Here is a 17,676-nt window from a genome sequence, read left to right as displayed (position 1 = left end):
GCTTCCTTCCCTTTTACTTATATTTGTCCCGATACTACTTTTCCTCTGAAAATGACCGCTTCCCGTTTCGGAGTTCTGGCAACTGCCTCAGCCGTGCACGAGGCATCAACAAGAACAAGATTAGCCTCATCACCTTCAAGAGGCCAAGCAACTTCACCATCTGTCGTTAAGCTGATTAGCCCGCCTGTTGCGAATTTAAGTGACTGACTCAACGATATTTCATCACTTCTACGGTAAAGCTCACAATAACGTGTTACTTTTTCTAAAAGATCGCCCGTACCATACGGAGACCAAGAATCATAGAATCCATCGCAGCCTAAGTAGACCTTTACTCCTTTTCGATCTAATAAATCGATGGGAGGAAATACACGATTAATTGGAATCGTTGACATAATTGACATTCCTAATTCACCTAACTTCGTAGCCATCTCCTCTTGTTGTGTTACAGGCACATCACCTAAACTAAACGCATGACTAACAGCCGCACGATTATGCCATTTTGCTTCTTCAACCAATTCAGTTAACTTATCAATAGTATAAAAACCAACATGACCACCATCATGAAGATGGATATCAATATCGGCATCAAATTCTGTTGCTAAGTTCATTGTTTCATAGAGGGATTTTTCGATATTGCGGTCAATTCCCGCTGGGTCTAGGCCTCCAACGATGTCTGCTCCTGATCGCATTGCTTCCTTTATGAGAGAAATCACATTACCACGAAAAAGTCCGTGTTGTGGGAAAGCGACAATCTCATAAGTGAGTTTATCGGAATAAGCCTCTAAAGCTGTACGAATCCCTTCTAAATTCTTTAAACCGATATATGGATCAATGTTGACATGGCTGCGAATATGTGATGCTCCATGTGAGAGGAGTAATTCAATCATCTTACTTGCTCTTTGTTTAGCTGTTCCTGCAAGTTCTTCTAGTTCAAGTGCTTCTAATTGCAAGCGCTCTCTCAAGTTTTTCACAGGGGTACAAGCCGTCCAATCAAGTGAAAGATACGTTTTATCTAAGTGATTATGCATTTCTTTAAAAGAAGGCATCGCCAACAATCCTTTAGCATTAACCGTTTTCTCCCCTAAAGGGACCGCAATGTTATCTCCTTGTTTCTCAATGATTTTTCCATTTTCAAATTTCAAATGAAAAAGCCCTGTTTTCGTAGCATAGGCACCATTTTCATCTTGAACATATCCCGTTTCTAGTCGAACATTCGTTAACCAATAGGAAGTCGTCATATTAATATCCTCCTAAACCTGAGCGGCATTTGTTTCATTCAATTTACTTTCTACTTTTTTCCCTTTAAAAAACAAAGCCTCCACTGAAGCTCTTCTGGCAATGGCTTCAGCAGAGCAAGTTGCATTCACAAGCATCATCGTCGCATTATCGCCAACCTTCGGCCATACCCGGTCACCTTGTTCATTTAATGGGGTCACACCACCAGAGGCATACTTTAATGCTCGATTAAGTGAATATTCATCAATCATTCGAAATCTTTCCGCTAATACGCCTAACTTCTGAATTGAATTTCCCGTACCAAATGGCGACCAGTGGTCAGTAATACTATCGTGCCCGGTAGATATCTTAATTCCTAGTTGATCAAGTGTTGGAATTGGAATGGTTGGGCGATTAACCGGGACAGTGGTCGTGACATCTATTTCTTGCTCTTTTAAGATAGCAGCCATTTCTGTTAGGGCCTCTCCTTGTAGATCTCCTAATGCAATACCATGGCTAATGGTAGCTCTACCTTTAAGACCTGCATCACCAGTATAATGCGCCATTCTTTCAAAGGTAAAAGCACCTAGTGAATTCGGGTCATGAAGATGAATGTCGACACCTTTGTTATATTCAACCGCTATTTCAAAAATAGTTGCCAATGATTTTTCAATGTTTCTATCAACCGTTGCCGGGTCAACCCCGCCAACTAAAGTTGCTCCATTTTTCATCGCATCACGTATTAATTGTACAGAATCACTTCTAAGCAACCCATGCTGTGGGAAAGCGACGATTTCATATGTAAGCACGTCTTCATATTTTTTTAGCGCATTTACTGTCGCTTCAAGGTTTCCCAATCCAATAACTGGATCCACGTTGCAATGAGTACGAATATGGGTGTGTCCATGTTTCAAATACAACTCAATCATTTTTTCGGCACGTTCTTGTGCAGTAGGAAGTAGCTTCGGCAAAAGTTCTTTTTCTTCTTCTAATCTAGTAAAAATTCCTTTAGTAATGGGCGTACAAGCTTTCCATGGCCCACCGTAATAAGTTTTGTCGATATGAATATGCATGTCCCTTAAAGATGGAAGAAGCAATTGTCCATTGGCATCGATTTGGTTTTCTGTATAATCCGGTACCTGCTGAGTGATTTCAGAAATTTTCCCGTCTACTATTTTCAAATGGCAAATTTCTGTCTCAGTGCCAACAACTCTGTCATTTTCATAAATAAACCCTTTTTCTAAACGGACATTCGTGATCCATAGAGTACACATACGAGCTCCTCCTATTTAGCAAATGAAGGAAAAGTACTTTTGAAGTTGCAAAAGTACTTTTCTCTCTTTAACTTAGATTAGATATTTAATAAAATTCTACTAAACTATTTACTTAATAACGACATCGTTAATCATTAAATAGCTAGCAGGGTTTAGCCAGAAGCCACTTACATTTTTACTGTATGCAGCTATATGTTCATAGTTTCTGATTGGAATATAGACGGCATCCTCCAATTCCATTTGCATAACTTGTTCATATAATTGTTTACGTTTATCGTTATCCGTTTCCTGTCGAGCTGCTTCAATCAATTGATCTACTTTAGGATTACTGTAGTAGAAATGGTTTCCAGGAGCACCTTGGGATGCAGAATGGAATAGATTGTATTGATTATAGTCCCCATCTCCAGTTGCATTTCCCCAACCGCTTATAAATAAATCATGATCAGCTTTTTCGATCATACCAATAAATGCTCCGTACTCCATTACTTGAATCTTCACATTGACACCAATCCCTTTTAATTGAGATTGAATAACTTCGGCCATATTGATTCGTTCTTTGCGGTCACTTGTTAGCAGGGAAAGCTCGAGACCATTTTCATAGCCTGCTTCCTTCAAGAGTTTCTTGGCTTCATTTAAATCATAATCATATGGCTTAACGTTATCACTGTGTCCAAAAACTTTCGGACTCATTGCTGCGTTTGCTAAAGTACCAACATTGTTATAAACGCCGCTTATAATAGCTTCTCTTTCAATAGCATAGCTAATAGCTTTACGAACACGCACATCGTTCAATGGCTTTTTCTTCGTATTAAAACCAACAAATTCTACTGCAAGCCCTTCCGTACGATAAAGTCCCATAGAATTAGATGCTTCAATGCGCTCAATTTCGGTTACAGGAACTTGGTCGTTGATCTGTGCTTCACCTGTTTCAAGCATGGCAAGTCTTGTTGCATCTTCCGGTACTACTTTAAAGACAACACGGTCAATCTTCGCTTTTTCTCCCCAATAATTTTCATTTTTAGTTAAAGAAATTTCTTGACCGGTTTTCCAAGCTTCAAATACAAATGGACCTGTCCCAACTGGATGCTGGGCTAATGTTTCCGGATTCTCCTTGATAGCTTTAGGGCTAATGATACTTCCTTCATTACTAGCTAAAATCGATAGAAGTGGAGCATATGGATAATCAAGTTTTAGCTGTACTGTGTAATCATCGATTACTTTTACTTCATTAATCATGGCAAACTTTTCATATTGTGGTGAACCTGTGTTTGGATCTAGTAAGCGGTCGAATGTCGTCTTGACAGCCTCTGCATTGAATGTTTCTCCATCGTGGAAGGTTACTCCTTCTTGGAGTTTAAATTCCCAAGTTGTATCATCGATAATTGTCCACTCTTTCGCAAGAAGTGGTTGAATGTTCATATCTTTGTCAGGTGCTACTAGTCCCTCATATACTTTTTGATAGACGATATTGGCAGATGGAATATCAGTAATAAAATGTGGATCTAATTTCGTTGCATCAGATAGCCGAACTACCGTTAACGTTCCCCCTCCCTTTGTTTCTCCTGCTTGATTAGCAGCCTCTTTAGAATTGTTTGATTTCGTCGAACAAGCTGACGAAAACACCATCATTAATCCGATTAAAACAAACAAAATTCCATTTCGTATTCTTCTTTTCATGTTTATTTCCTCCCTTTTAAGTTTTTAAAATTCTGACATTTAAACGTTTGGGTTATTCCCACCCTTTCGCAAATGCTTATTTGCATTATAGAAGATGATTGACTGGAATATTTACAGAATATTTACACGTTTTTTAACTATTTCGACAAATAATTTGAAAATTATTTACTTTCGAACTAAATTTGATAATTTGTATCTAATCCATCAAATTTAGTTTTATTTGAATTGGAGGAATCAGTTAGGAGGGATTAAACATGTCAGTTGAAGTAAAAACACAATCAGAAATGTTGGCTCAACCAACCCAAATTCAACCAAAAGAGTCAAAATGGAAGGATTTCCTTTCTATTATGATGTTAAACAAAGCGGCAATGGTTGGAGCAATTATTATTCTTTTCTATATTTTCGTTGCTCTCTTTGCTCCGGTACTCGCTCCCCACGATCCATTTGAAATTAAGCTAGAAAATAAGCTGTCTCCACCTTCTTTAGAACATTGGATGGGAACCGATGATAAAGGAAGAGATATTTTAAGTAGAATTCTTTATGGCTCGCGTCTATCGATGGGAGTAGGTTTTGCAGCAGTTGCCTTTGGTGCATTTTTCGGAATTATTTTTGGACTTATTGCAGGTTACTATGGTAAATGGGTTGACTCAATTATTATGCGTATCATGGACGTCATGCTTGCCTTTCCAGGAATTCTTTTAGCTTTAGCGATTATTAGTGCACTTGGCCCAAGCTTGATTAACGTGACGATTGCGGTAGGTGCTTTCTCGGTTCCATTGTTTGCCCGAATTGTTCGCGGTTCTACTTTAGAGGTCAAACGACTTGAGTATATTGATGCAATTCGTTCCCTTGGGGCAAATGATTTTACGATCATTGTAAAACACATCTTCCCAAATATTCTTTCACCTATTATCGTCCAAGGAACACTTCGTTTAGCTACGGCGATTCTCTCGGCTGCCGGCTTGTCTTTTTTGGGACTTGGAGCACAGCCACCATCACCTGAATGGGGAACGATGCTTTCCAATGGACGTGATTTCTTATTCTCTGCACCATATATTGCGTTATTTCCCGGTATGACTATTTCCATTCTCGTTCTAGGTTTTAATATTTTCGGAGACGGCTTGCGCGATGCCTTTGATCCTAGAATGAAAAAATAATTTTTTTGAGGGGGTTTGTACGATGTTAATGTTTATTTTGAGACGATTAGTTCAAACAGTACCAGTTATTATTGGAGTTACTTTCGTTGTATTCTTTATCATGCAGCTTGTCCCTGGGGATCCGGCTGTCCTGCTTGCAGGTGAAGGGGCATCGAAAGAAACGATTGAAGCAATTCGGGAACAATTAGGCTTAAATCGCCCTTTATTTGTTCAGTACTTTGAATATTTAATGAATATTTTCCAGGGGGATTTAGGAGTTTCCTTGAAAAATAGTCAGCCAGTTCTTGATGAAATACTAGTAAGACTTCCGATTACATTGGAATTATCGTTTTATAGTATCCTGATCACGATTATTTTAGGCATGAGCGCTGGAATCATTTCTGCCGTGAAGCCTTATTCTATGCAAGATGTTGGAGTCATGCTTGTTGCGCTTATCGGAATTTCTTTACCTAGCTTCTGGTTCGGATTAATGCTCATGTATTTCTTCTCAGTCAAACTGCAAATATTACCGGTTGCCGGATGGGATAGCTTGCGACATGTGATTTTACCGGCATTAACATTAGGTGCTGGTGGTGCCGCAATTGTTGCAAGAATGACCAGATCGAGTATGCTAGATGTCATTCGTCAGGATTATATACGAACAGCACGATCTAAAGGACTTCGTGAACGTCTGATTATTTATAAACATGCTTTAAGAAATGCTCTAATTCCTGTTATTACCGTGGTAGGTCTACAATTTGGATCATTACTTGGCGGAACGGTTTTAGTTGAATCTATATTTGCCATTAACGGGCTTGGTCGAATGATTGTCGATTCCATCAAAATGCGTGACCTTCCTATGGTACAAGGGGGAGTATTGTTTGCGGCCCTCATTTTCGTTATCGTCAACTTGTTCGTGGATATATTCTATCGATTTTTTAACAAACGAATTGAAATAAATTAATAGGCGGTGATCACGTGACTAATAACAACCCAATATTAGAAGTTAAAGGATTAAAAACATATTTTACAACTAAACGTGGGGTAAGCAAGGCCGTAGATGGAATAGACTTTACGCTCCATAAAGGAGAAACTTTAGGCATTGTTGGAGAATCTGGTTGTGGTAAAAGTATCACTTCCCTGTCAATCCTTCGACTTATCGCCTCCCCCCCTGGAAAAATCGCGGGGGGATCGGTTCTTTTTAAAGGAAAAGACTTAGTGACTTTATCTGAAGAAGAAATGCGCAAGGTTCGAGGAAATGAAATCTCAATGATCTTTCAGGAACCAATGACATCTTTGAATCCGGTTATCCCAGTCGGCGAACAAATTGCGGAAGCGTTAAGATTACATCAAAGGCTGGGGAAAAAGGAAGCATGGGCGAAATCAGTGGAAATGCTTAAGCTCGTTGGAATTCCTTCTCCAGAAAAAAGAGCGAAGCAAGAGCCTTTCCAGCTAAGTGGGGGAATGCGTCAGCGCGTTATGATTGCGATGGCCCTTGCCTGTACACCCGAGGTTTTAATTGCTGATGAACCGACAACGGCACTTGATGTAACGATCCAAGCACAAATTTTGGCGTTAATTAAAGAATTGCAATCCAAAATTGGTATGGGTGTCATTATGATTACTCATGATTTAGGAGTCGTAGCTGAAACTTGCGATAAAGTCGCTGTAATGTATGCTGGAAACATTGTCGAATATGCGACAACGGAACAATTATATATGAATCCGAAGCACCCATATACACAAGGATTGCTCGCTTCCCTGCCTAATATTTATGAAGATCAGGATGAATTACAAACGATCGAAGGAAGTGTGCCAAGCCCATATAATATGCCAGCCGGTTGCCGATTTGCTTCAAGATGCCCATTAAGGAAGCCGATTTGCACTTCCTTACAACCAGAATTAATTGAGAATAGGGATGGCTCTACAGTAAGATGCTGGATATACAGTGAAGAATGGACAAGTCAAGTCGAAAAAGTGAGGGGGATCTAAAATGGAGCAGACTATCGAGAAAAAAATATTACTAAAAGTAGATCATCTGAAACAATATTTTCCCGTTAAAGCGGAATCCATTTTTAAACCTAGGACGTACGTTAGAGCCGTCGATGATGTCTCCTTTGAACTTTTCGAGGGCGAAACACTTAGTATTGTAGGTGAATCTGGCTGTGGCAAATCTACCACTGGCCGAGCCATTTTACGATTGGATGAACCAACAGATGGTAAAGTTTTTTTTGATGGGCAAAATATACTAGAAATGAAGCAAAAAGATATGCGTAAGCTGCGTGGAGATTTGCAAGTGATTTTCCAAGATCCGTTTGCCTCCTTGAACCCACGGCAAACGATAAAACAAATTTTAAATGAAGCGATGGCTATTCAAAAGGTCGTTGAAAAGTCTAAAAGAATGGAGCGGATGCTCGAATTACTCCAATATGTGGGACTACCTCCTGAAGCCCTTGATCGTTATCCTCACGAATTTAGCGGTGGACAACGACAACGAATCGGTATTGCCAGGGCACTAGCAGTAAATCCTAAGTTAATTATTTGTGATGAAGCCGTTTCAGCTCTGGATGTATCGATTCAAGCTCAGATACTGAACTTATTGAAAAAGTTACAAAGACAGTTCCAGTTAACGTTTTTGTTTATTTCACATGATTTGAGTGTTGTACGTCACATTTCAGATCGAGTGATGGTGATGTATTTAGGTAAAGTGGTGGAAATCGCGGAGAAAAAGGATCTTTTTGATTCACCCCTTCATCCATATACAAAAGCATTGTTATCCTCGATACCCGTTCCAAATCCAACCATGCAACGGGAACGCGTAATTTTAACTGGAGACGTCCCTTCACCAATTAATCCTCCAGCGGGATGTCGCTTTCATACACGCTGCCCATTTGCAACAGAAAAATGTAAAAAGGAAGAACCGGCTTTGCGAAAATTAGCAAAAAATCATTTTGTTAGCTGTCATCTTGTCGAAGAAATAGTACAATAAAAACTTATTAAAGGGAGATTCTATCCTCCCTTTTTTCTATCATTTTTAGGAAACGGAGAATTTAGTCCGATGCTTACAATTGAACCTTTCTCCATTTACATTATGTTATGTGTATTGGCCCCTTTATTAGGTGCCTTTACTTTATTATTTCTATTTATTTTTGAAAAACGAATCGACTTATTGGAACAACAAACACGTGAAATAGCCCTTGAAAGAGAATTGCAAACAGCTCTTTATAATCAATTAAACCAAGAGATCCAACCCCACTTCTTTTTTAACACATTAAACTCGATACTTAGCTTAGCAAGGTTAGATCGGAAAAACGAATTAATTCGTTCTATTGAAACGCTCTCAAAGTTGCTGAAATTTAAGTATCAAACGAGTGATACCTTTATAACAATTGAGGAAGAATTGACATACCTAGGCTACTATTTAGACATCCAAAAAACAAGATTTCGCGATCGACTGCACTATGAAATACAGACAGAACCAGTTGTTAAACAAGCCATTATTATCCCGTTTTTAATTCAAACGCTTGTAGAAAATGCCTTTAAGCACTCGTTTGAAAAATATTCCGGAGATGCATTGTTAAAAATTTATATTAAGAAAATCGAAAAAGAAGTACAGATCATTGTTTGGAACAGCTCCAATGAAAGTGACTCACAGGGCTCTCCCAATGGTGGAATTGGTTTAGAAAATATCGTTAAAAGGCTTGAGCTTCTGTTTCCAAATTCACAATCAGATTTACAATTATCGAATGACTACGGTGGTACCAAGGTTATCGCAGTTTTTCCTTTTGTTATGAAAACAGATTATAAAGAGGTGCAAAAAAATTGAACATTCTGTTAGTCGATGACGAGCCACTTGAATTAGAGCAACTCGAATATTTATTACTGAAGAAATTTCCTAATTGGCAAATATTTAAAGCTGGGGATGCTTCCAAAGCACTACAAATGGTAAAACAGCAAAATATCCATTTATCATTTCTTGATATTGGACTCCCTGGTAAATCCGGTTTAGATTTAGCAGCGGAGCTTTCGGAATCTAATACAATGGATATCATCATGGTCACTGCTTTCCAGAATTTCGAATATGCCAAAAAGTCAATACGACTTGGGGTCGTCGATTATATTACTAAGCCCGTCATTGAAGAGGAACTATTAGCGGTATTGGCACGTTACGATAGAGTCGGGAGATACTCTGAACAAATAATCATGGCCCTACAAATTATAAAGCAGGAATACAGTGAAAAGTTAACCTTAAATTATTTAGCATCTAAAATTCATATTAATGCTGCCTATTTAAGTAGAAAGTTTCATGAAGAGGTTGGCATGGGCTTTTCTGAATACTTAAATGATTATCGTCTAAAAGAAGCCCAAAAGATGTTAATTGATTTTCCTGATTTAAGTATAAATGCCATCTCAGAAAGATGTGGATTTAACAGTCAGCACTATTTTAGTCAAATTTTTCGGAAGGTGACTGGACAATCGCCTCGGGAATACCGTTTAAAGGAGATTTACCGTTGAAGCGTAGTGACTATGAATTTTATATTGCTGGAGCAATTAAGCTCGGGGTAGGATTTGGAGTCGTTAGTTTATTAGCCAGATGGGTAACTGGAAATACGATTCTTTCCTCACCAGAAACGTTAATCAAATATGGATTAACTGGCGGAATTGGCTACTCTCTTATGGGTGCATTAGCTCTTATTTTATTTGGGTTTATCGCCAAAAAAATCCGTGAAAAGTATCCTGAACATTTAACGATTGGTGATATATTACGTCAAAAACTAACCCCATTAGGCTATTGGTATATGATCACCATTCTTTTGATTACAAGTATGGATTCATTATTTGTACAGGCCATGGGTGCAGGGATCTTACTCCATATGATTTCCCCATTTCCTATTTTTGTCGGAATGCTATTATTTTTAAGCTTTTGTTTTTTCGTTGGCGGTGTCGGTGGGATTCAAAGAATTCATCAGTTGGCAGGCATCAATGTTGCTCTGATTTTTGGTGCCGTCATCATTATTCCTGTTTACTTTTATATTCAAGAAGGAGTCTATCCTGTTTATGAAGGAATCAAGCTTTACCACCCTTATTTGTTATATATAAAAAATCATGAAGCCATTTTGTTTATTTTTACAGCGATCTTAATTGGCTTTGGACAAATGCTAATCGATCGTGCCACTTGGCAACGAGTATATATGATCAGTAAAGAAAAGATTAAGCTTACCTTTACGTTAGCCGGAATTATTTGGGCTACCATTCCGCTTGCCTTATCGTCATTATTGATGATTATCATTTTTGGTAGAAGCTATGAAAACATTTACTCTTTGATTTTTAAACTAATCGAAAAAATCCAATCTACGGTTCTAATCGTCTTGTTTGTTTTATTTTGCTTTAGTGCGATCTCATCTGCGATTAGTGCGGAAATCCACGCCACTTCAACTCTACTTGTTCGTAATGTATTAGAAGTATTTCGCAAACTGACTAATCGCGAAAGATGGAGCTTCACCTATCTTTTTGCTGGTACAATCTGTCTATTTTTATTAATCATTGTTAGTTTGTTGACGCCTAACCCGCTTGAATTATTATTTTTCTTTGGAAATATTTATAGTTCTATGATAGGACCAATGCTCTATATCATATTAAGTAAACAGCAACTGCCTGCTATTATACCGTTTGCTTCGTTTATGGGGACAGCCGGTGGGTATATATTAACTTCGTATTCCAGCCATTTAATCGGAATTTGGATTAGCTTTCTCATTTCGATTGCGATTTGTTTAACTTTTAAAGCATACCAATCGTTTAAAAAGGGATGAATAGCATTCATCCCTTTTTGGCAAATGAAAAACATGTTAATTTAATAAACCGGTTACGAGATTCCCTTTATAGAAAACAGCCTGACGCTTTGATCGTCTGGCAACTGCTTCTGCTGAACAACTTGCCTCGATTAATACCATGTTAGCCACATCCCCTACCTTTGGCCAAACTTGAATTCCTTCTTTATTTAAAGGCGTTAACCCACCAGTAATATATTTCAGTGATTGCGAAAGGGCGAATTCATTCGTCCATCTATACTTTTCAATTAAGCGGCAGAGTCTCTCTAAAACATCACCATTTCCAAGAGGGGACCATGTATCGAAAATATTATCGTTACCCACAGCGACTTCCACTCCGCATTCTGTTAGTAGATTAACAGGTGGAATATTGCGTCCGATTGGTACGCTTGTGACGATGGAAATCCCTGCTTCTTTTAAAACTTGCGCCATTTCATAGGCTTCAGCTGTGGATACATCGCCTAGCCCAAATGCATGACTAACAGCCACTCGCCCTTCCCAGCCTGCTTGCTTTGTTAAATAGGCAAGCCTCCTCATCGTGAAAGTTCCAAGATGACCTGGATCATGTAAATGTAAATCAATATTAGCATTACCCTCAACGGCTATATCCATTAACTCGACTAGCGAAGCTTCAATATTGTTATCAACCGTTGCCGGATCCACAGATCCAACAATTCCCGCCCCGTTTCTAACCGCCTCTCTGACAAGCTTTGCAGAATTGGAACGAAGCAAACCGTGTTGGGCAAAGGCAACTATTTCGGAGCTAACCTTATTCGAAAATGTTTCAAGTGCTCGTTTCACACCTTCCAAATTCTTCAAGCCCACTTCTGGATAGATATCGACATGTGTACGAATATGGGTTGAACCAAAATCAAGCAATCGTCCTAGTAAAACTTCAGCTCGCTCTTGAGTAGAAGTTGGAAGCGAAGCTAAAACATTTTTTTCAATCTCACATCGGCCAACAACATTTTTCGCTGGAATATTGGCCAGCCAATTATCCCCCATTAACGTCTTATCCAGATGGACGTGTTTTTCGACAAACGATGGTAATAGAAGCATTCCTTGATCTTCCATTACTAGTAAATCATCCAATTTATTATCTGCTGATTTCACTATTTTCGAAATTGTTCCATCCACTATTAACAAATCAAATAGTTCTGTCATGGTTCCGACAACATCATTATTTGATTTTTCATAACCTGTTTCTAATCTTACATTTTTCAGCCAAAACATTCTTTTTCCTCCTTTTTTGTCATAAGAATATCGAACCCAATGCGGTCATTTTCTTTGAACTTTATTTTAATTATAGAAAAAAGTTGTATGTTTGTATTGTCAAAATTATTAGCCTTTTTTGAAACATTTCTACTTTTGACAAAATAAGAAAAGATGGCTTAGGATACTATAGGACGACATACTTGGGAGTGAAATGGTGATGATCAAGAAAACCATTATATATAAGAAAGACTCTTATTTTAAACTTAAGGCAGATTTTTATGGAACTGGAAGCGATTCCGCACCTGTAATCGTTTATATTCATGGCGGTGGGTTAATTTGGGGATCAAGGGAAGATATTAGTGAAGAAATGATCAAGATATATAAAGACAACGGTTTCGCCATCTTTTCTATCGATTATAGGCTGGCACCTGAAACTAAATTAACCGACATTCTTAAGGATGTAGAAGATGCCTTTATTTGGCTAAAGACTGAAGGGGTTAATCAATTTTCAATCAATCCAGACAAGATAGCGGTAGTAGGTGGTTCAGCAGGTGGTTTTTTAGCTCTTCATACGGGTACTTTTAATATTAAACCATCTGCCATTGTCTCTTTTTATGGCTATGGGGATATTAGTGCCAAATGGGCTATTAATCCAAGTACTATTTATCGTCAAAAGGAATTGATTCCTCATGAACTTGCCATGACTCTTTTATCAGAGGATGTTATTTCCGAAGGGCCAGTGGAAAAACGTTATCTTATCTATTTGTATGCTAGACAGCAAGGGATGTGGGTTCAAGAGATTACCGGTCTTAATCCCTCTTTTGATAGAGAAGCTATCGTCAATCTGTGTCCGATTCACTCGGTCGATCAAGAGTTTCCACCTACGCTATTTTTGCATGGAACTGCTGATACGGATGTTCCCTATGAGCAATCCGTTTTTATGCGGGCGGCTTTGCTGAAAAAAGGAGTAACAACTAGATTCGTTACGATTCCTAACGGGGAACATGTTTTTGAAAAAAACTTTAGTGATCCAATTGTTCAGGATGCCTTAAGACAAGTCATAGAATTTCTAAAGGTATCGCTATAGTATGAATTCCAAAAAAGCCAATTGAATATGCCAATTGGCTTTTTTTGATAAAAACTTTCACAAAGAGACTTAGTCTCCACTTCTTTCTAAAGAACCAGAAGCCAAATTGCCCTTATGGAGTACCGCAACTCGCTTTGGCAATCGGGCTACAGCTTCTGCTGAACAGCTAGCAGGGACAAGGACAGCTGATGCCTCGTCGCCAATCTTTGGCCAAACTTGTTTTCCATTTTCATCTAATGGAGTAATTCCACCTGTAGCTAGTGATAATGACCGAGACAAATTGTATTCATTGCTCCAATTATACAATTATGCTGCAAGATGGGCCTTTTGAAGAATATCGCCAATTCCAAATGGTGACCAGTGATCGGTAATACTATCATTCCCAAGTAAAATATTTACTCCCTGCTTTTGGAGCAAAGGGATTGGCATGACAATTCTACCGATTGGAACAGATGTTGCAATGGAGATTCCTAATGTGGCTAGACGATTGGCCAATTCTACAGCCTTGCCTTCTGCTAATGAAGCAAGGGAGAAAGCATGGCTAATCGTTACTTTATCCTCTAGACCAGCTTATTAACAGCATATAGGAATTAGCAGTACTATGTACGTTTTTATACGATAAAATTTTATCTTCCCTCACCATCAAACAATCCTTCTCCTTTGGAAATTCTCGTTAACAACATTATTCATCATTTCATTGAACATGTGGCTCAACGTGAACATGTACATTATATACTTCATGTTTTTCCTCTAATTCATTCTCCACATTTGTAGCGATATTGTGAGCTTCCTTAAGACTTAGTTCAGATTGTACTAAAATCACCACATCAACAACCTGATTATTCCCGTAATACCTCGCTTTAATATCTTTAACGGCTCTAACTCCGATAGTGTTAAGAATCGTATCCTTATACACTAGTATTTCTTCTTCATCAAAACCATCAGTTAAATGGTGGGATGCTTCCCTAAAGATTTCCCAAGCTGTTTTGCATATTATTAGTCCCACAATCACAGCAGTCAATGGGTCTAACCATGGAAGTTCCAGTTGCGCACCAATTATTCCAATAACTGTTCCAATACTGACTAAGGCATCCGATAAATTGTCTTTAGCTGCCGCCATAACAGACTGACTCTTGATTTCCCTAGCAAGGTTCCGATTATAGCGATAAACAAAGTACATGACTACAGCAGAGAACAGGCCAACCCATGCAGAAATTAATCCTGGCGATTGATAATCGCCAATAATAGATTTATGAATCGCCTCATAGACAACATGAATCCCAACAGCTGCCATAATAAATGAAGCAACCATGGAAGCAACCGTCTCGGCTTTCCAATGCCCGTATGGATGATTTTTATCGGCTGGTTTCTGGGCAAATTTTAATCCGATTAATACCGCTACAGAGGCGACAATGTCGGTTGCATTATTAAGACCGTCTGCTTTTAAAGCCTCTGACCCTGCCAAATTACCGATAATCACTTTTAATGCGGACAAAAAAATATAGGAAATAATGCTAATAATGGCTCCGGTTTCTCCGCGTTTAAGATCGTTATATTTAGCTTCCTCCAAAAAAATGACCTCCCTTTATTGCCAATCTATAATAGCAAAGTAAATTTGGGTGGGTCTATAGCAACCTTTTTTCCATAATAAACAACTCTAAGAGGAAGAAAACTATGTTTCGTTAGGGCAAAAAAGCCAATCGAATTTTTCGATTGACTTTTAATTAGTTTCATATCTATCAATTATTCCATCTAATTTTTGTGAATGATATAGTACGACCTTCACACTTAAGCAACTTTTCTAAATTTATTGGAATTCTTTTTAGTAAATAGTTGATCGACTGATAATAACTTGCTATCACTAATTACAAGAAATACTGCCATTGCAAGAAAAGCTAAATCTAATTCATATCCTGCCATTTGTCCATTACCTAAAATACCAACGGAAAGTTTTACTTTTAGGATCGCACCAATCATCAATAATGCGTATAATGCAGAAACATATCTAGTAGCCAAACCAATAATTAAAGCGATACCACCGATGATTTCAAGCAATGCAACTCCATAAGCCATAAATCCTGGTAGCCCTATGCTGCTAAACCAACCTACTATATTCTCAATTCCTCCCTGAAACTTTACAATCCCATGAATTAAAAATAATGCACCTAATGTTAGTCGTAAGATAAGTGCCCCGATTTCGTTTTTATTATTCATTGTTATTCTCTCCTTATTTATGATTTTATTTATAAATCTCAAAACTAATTATTGTTAATTCGAGATAAATAGGAAAAATTAATATTTAACTGCTACTCCTATAATTTCTTTAGCTTTCGTTTACCAAACCTCCTCGTGCATTGAAGTTTCTCTATATGAATCTTTGTTCTTTAATAAAATACCAAAGGTAAATATGGCTTGTCAACGATTTTTTTGTTAATATGAAATAAAGTTCACTTTTAAGAAACTACTTGAGGTGATTAACATGGATATCGGTTCTCAAATACGCTCCATTAGAAACAGGAAAAAAATTACGATTGCACAAATGTGTGAGGGAACGGGGCTGTCAAAAGGGTTTATCAGTAACGTTGAAAACAATAACACTTCTCCATCTATAAATACCTTACAAACAATTGCATCTTTCTTAAACGTTCCTTTACCTTATCTTCTTTTAGAAAAAGATGAACACATGAATGTTATGAGAAAAAAAGATCGAGAAGTAACGACTACAAATGATTTAAATTTTAAAGTAGAGCATTTAGCCTCCAGAGGTGGACTAAGCCTTAGATTGGTGGAATTTGCCCCAGGTGCTTCTACTGGAGGAAAAAATGCACATGAAGGGGAAGAATGTCACTTAGTCCTGAAGGGCAAAATTCTCGCAGAACAAGGCGAGGACTCCTATATTTTAGAACAGGGTGACACATTCAGTTGGTGTGCAAGTGTCCCCCACTTCGTTAAAAACATTGGAGATGAGATTGCCAAAGTTTTAATAGCAGTCTATACCGTAGAATCTAAATAAACGTGGGATCGTAAGTTCCCCAAATTAATTCAAGCAATTTACACTATGTCCAAGTGCTATAGATGTTGTAACACGTCCTTGAGAATGTAAATAAGCAGAAAATATGCACAAAAACTTGCATATTTTCTGCTTATTATTTTTCTTATAATTAGATCCTTAATACGGATTTCTAGGTTGTTGTTTACCACTAGTAAGATGGGCATCAAACATATCAATTATTTCTAAGAATCTATCTGCCTCCCTGAAAACATGGTCTGCTAGTAGTGGATGGATAATACTTTTTATTTTACATTGCTCAATTAAATCTCTTGCAGTCTTCTTAAAATCCCGAAGAGACGAAACTGATACGCGGTTTTGATCTAAAAATTGATCCAAAAGGGGAACTGTTTGAGATTGTGGTCTCATAGAATCCAAATCTCTGGCTTGGTACAATAACTCATCAAAATCATTACTGAAATTCCGTGCTACATCAATTAATTTCCTTTCGGACGGATCTAGCAAATGACCAATAAATTTAGCATGGTCAGCCATTATCCGTAAGAAGAAGACATTTTCTTTAATAATCGCATCTGGTAGGGCATCCAATTTTCCTTCATTTAATTGGATTAATCGTTTTCTAAAATAATTAGCTTCCCTACTTATATGATCAACAAGTAGTGGAAAATTATTTGCTCCAGGCAACTTACATGTAAGAATTAGCCCAAGTACCTTTCGTTTAAATAGATAAATATTTGTTGCTGCTTGTTGAACTTCGGAATTAAATCTCCTAATTTGTTCTGGGTCTGTTTGATTAGTAAATGACTGTGCGGAATTTTCAATTTGTTCAAATGTTCGGTAAAATTGATTAGCCTCTTGAATTAATTGTGTATCCTCTGCCCTAAAACCCAATCGTAGAAAAAAGGAGTGTTCTTTCATTATCCTAGCCCAAAAGCGTATTTCATTTAAAGACCGTTCAACAAACAATCCAGAAGTAACACCTGTATCAGCATGTAATATGGGTTCATTACCGTTCATCACTCTGAATCCTCCCCCAATACTGAAATTGTTCTATTCTTATTAACTAAAGTACCTAAATATACCTAGTACCCTTAGATAAGTTTTGGCAAAAAAACTCAGACTTACAACCTAATGCCTATAAGAGTAACCTTGACTAAGTTTTTATTATAATGATATAGTTATTTAGGTAGATATTTAGAGTCACGAAATATATTCCCTAATAGAGTCATGTGTA

At 37.8% G+C, this 17,676-nt stretch carries 19 protein-coding genes; 10 read left to right on the top strand and 9 right to left on the bottom strand.

Annotated elements, in window-relative coordinates; genetic code table 11:
* Positions 1-17: 17 nt before the first annotated feature.
* The 3 genes from ACX9YW_RS16095 to ACX9YW_RS16085 form a co-directional block, all read right to left on the bottom strand.
* A complete protein-coding gene (locus ACX9YW_RS16095; protein WP_460348237.1) occupies positions 18-1,238 on the bottom strand; it encodes an amidohydrolase in 1,221 nt (406 codons plus the stop codon).
* 12 nt (positions 1,239-1,250) lie between these two features.
* Entirely contained in the window at positions 1,251-2,489 is a 1,239-nt protein-coding gene (locus ACX9YW_RS16090) for an amidohydrolase family protein (RefSeq protein ID WP_460348235.1), read from the bottom strand.
* A 108-nt stretch (positions 2,490-2,597) separates the two neighbouring features.
* Positions 2,598-4,166: a glutathione ABC transporter substrate-binding protein gene (locus ACX9YW_RS16085; RefSeq protein WP_460348232.1), complete on the bottom strand. Its 1,569-nt coding sequence runs from the start codon at positions 4,164-4,166 to the stop codon at positions 2,598-2,600.
* Positions 4,167-4,420: 254 nt separating this feature from the next.
* Between ACX9YW_RS16085 and ACX9YW_RS16080 the strand changes: the two genes are divergently transcribed.
* From ACX9YW_RS16080 to ACX9YW_RS16050, 7 genes are all read left to right on the top strand, one after another.
* Positions 4,421-5,323 carry an ABC transporter permease gene (locus ACX9YW_RS16080; RefSeq protein WP_460348229.1) on the top strand — a complete coding sequence of 301 codons (903 nt, stop codon included), beginning with the start codon at positions 4,421-4,423 and terminating at the stop codon, positions 5,321-5,323.
* Positions 5,324-5,345: 22 nt separating this feature from the next.
* Complete coding sequence (nikB, locus tag ACX9YW_RS16075; protein ID WP_460348226.1) at positions 5,346-6,266, top strand: nickel ABC transporter permease; 921 nt, start codon at positions 5,346-5,348, stop codon at positions 6,264-6,266.
* A 14-nt stretch (positions 6,267-6,280) separates the two neighbouring features.
* A complete protein-coding gene (locus tag ACX9YW_RS16070) occupies positions 6,281-7,294 on the top strand; it encodes an ABC transporter ATP-binding protein (protein WP_460348223.1) in 1,014 nt (337 codons plus the stop codon).
* Position 7,295: 1 nt separating this feature from the next.
* Positions 7,296-8,291, top strand: coding sequence for an ABC transporter ATP-binding protein (locus ACX9YW_RS16065; protein WP_460348221.1), 996 nt, complete (start codon positions 7,296-7,298; stop codon positions 8,289-8,291).
* A gap of 69 nt (positions 8,292-8,360) precedes the next feature.
* Positions 8,361-9,128, top strand: a complete 768-nt coding sequence (locus ACX9YW_RS16060; RefSeq protein ID WP_460348218.1) for a sensor histidine kinase — start codon at positions 8,361-8,363, stop codon at positions 9,126-9,128.
* Positions 9,125-9,817 carry a response regulator transcription factor gene (locus ACX9YW_RS16055; protein ID WP_460348215.1) on the top strand — a complete coding sequence of 231 codons (693 nt, stop codon included), beginning with the start codon at positions 9,125-9,127 and terminating at the stop codon, positions 9,815-9,817. The genes ACX9YW_RS16060 and ACX9YW_RS16055 overlap by 4 nt, the downstream gene beginning before the upstream one ends.
* A complete protein-coding gene (locus tag ACX9YW_RS16050) occupies positions 9,814-11,112 on the top strand; it encodes an SLC5/6 family protein (RefSeq protein WP_460348212.1) in 1,299 nt (432 codons plus the stop codon). The genes ACX9YW_RS16055 and ACX9YW_RS16050 overlap by 4 nt, the downstream gene beginning before the upstream one ends.
* Before the next feature lie 36 nt (positions 11,113-11,148).
* Here the strand turns inward: ACX9YW_RS16050 and ACX9YW_RS16045 are convergent, their stop codons facing one another.
* The gene (locus ACX9YW_RS16045) at positions 11,149-12,363 is read right to left on the bottom strand and encodes an amidohydrolase (RefSeq protein ID WP_460348209.1); all 1,215 of its coding nucleotides are present in this window, start codon (positions 12,361-12,363) and stop codon (positions 11,149-11,151) included.
* A 199-nt stretch (positions 12,364-12,562) separates the two neighbouring features.
* Between ACX9YW_RS16045 and ACX9YW_RS16040 the strand changes: the two genes are divergently transcribed.
* Positions 12,563-13,432 (top strand): alpha/beta hydrolase, encoded by an 870-nt coding sequence (locus tag ACX9YW_RS16040; RefSeq protein ID WP_460348206.1) that lies wholly within the window; start codon positions 12,563-12,565, stop codon positions 13,430-13,432.
* A gap of 69 nt (positions 13,433-13,501) precedes the next feature.
* On the opposite strand, the gene ACX9YW_RS16035 is transcribed toward ACX9YW_RS16040, so the two are convergent.
* Both ACX9YW_RS16035 and ACX9YW_RS16030 read right to left on the bottom strand, forming a co-directional pair.
* The gene (locus ACX9YW_RS16035; protein ID WP_460348204.1) at positions 13,502-13,711 is read right to left on the bottom strand and encodes a hypothetical protein; all 210 of its coding nucleotides are present in this window, start codon (positions 13,709-13,711) and stop codon (positions 13,502-13,504) included.
* 27 nt (positions 13,712-13,738) lie between these two features.
* Positions 13,739-13,861, bottom strand: coding sequence for a hypothetical protein (locus ACX9YW_RS16030; protein ID WP_460348201.1), 123 nt, complete (start codon positions 13,859-13,861; stop codon positions 13,739-13,741).
* Between ACX9YW_RS16030 and ACX9YW_RS16025 the strand changes: the two genes are divergently transcribed.
* A complete protein-coding gene (locus ACX9YW_RS16025; RefSeq protein ID WP_460348199.1) occupies positions 13,860-14,009 on the top strand; it encodes a hypothetical protein in 150 nt (49 codons plus the stop codon). The genes ACX9YW_RS16030 and ACX9YW_RS16025 overlap by 2 nt on opposite strands.
* 117 nt (positions 14,010-14,126) lie before the next feature.
* Here ACX9YW_RS16025 and ACX9YW_RS16020 read toward each other — a convergent pair whose 3' ends face one another.
* Both ACX9YW_RS16020 and ACX9YW_RS16015 read right to left on the bottom strand, forming a co-directional pair.
* The gene (locus ACX9YW_RS16020; protein WP_460348196.1) at positions 14,127-15,002 is read right to left on the bottom strand and encodes a cation diffusion facilitator family transporter; all 876 of its coding nucleotides are present in this window, start codon (positions 15,000-15,002) and stop codon (positions 14,127-14,129) included.
* A gap of 218 nt (positions 15,003-15,220) precedes the next feature.
* Entirely contained in the window at positions 15,221-15,646 is a 426-nt protein-coding gene (locus ACX9YW_RS16015; protein ID WP_460348193.1) for a DoxX family protein, read from the bottom strand.
* 265 nt (positions 15,647-15,911) lie between these two features.
* Here ACX9YW_RS16015 and ACX9YW_RS16010 point away from each other — a divergent pair, with 265 nt between their 5' ends.
* Positions 15,912-16,445 (top strand): helix-turn-helix domain-containing protein, encoded by a 534-nt coding sequence (locus tag ACX9YW_RS16010; protein WP_460348191.1) that lies wholly within the window; start codon positions 15,912-15,914, stop codon positions 16,443-16,445.
* Between the two features lie 156 nt (positions 16,446-16,601).
* On the opposite strand, the gene ACX9YW_RS16005 is transcribed toward ACX9YW_RS16010, so the two are convergent.
* On the bottom strand, positions 16,602-17,459 hold the full coding sequence (locus tag ACX9YW_RS16005; protein ID WP_460348352.1) for a DUF2935 domain-containing protein: 858 nt from the start codon (positions 17,457-17,459) through the stop codon (positions 16,602-16,604).
* Positions 17,460-17,676: the final 217 nt, after the last annotated feature.

Source organism: Pseudoneobacillus rhizolycopersici, from assembly GCF_054786815.1.
This window is presented reverse-complemented; position numbering and strand designations above follow the sequence as displayed.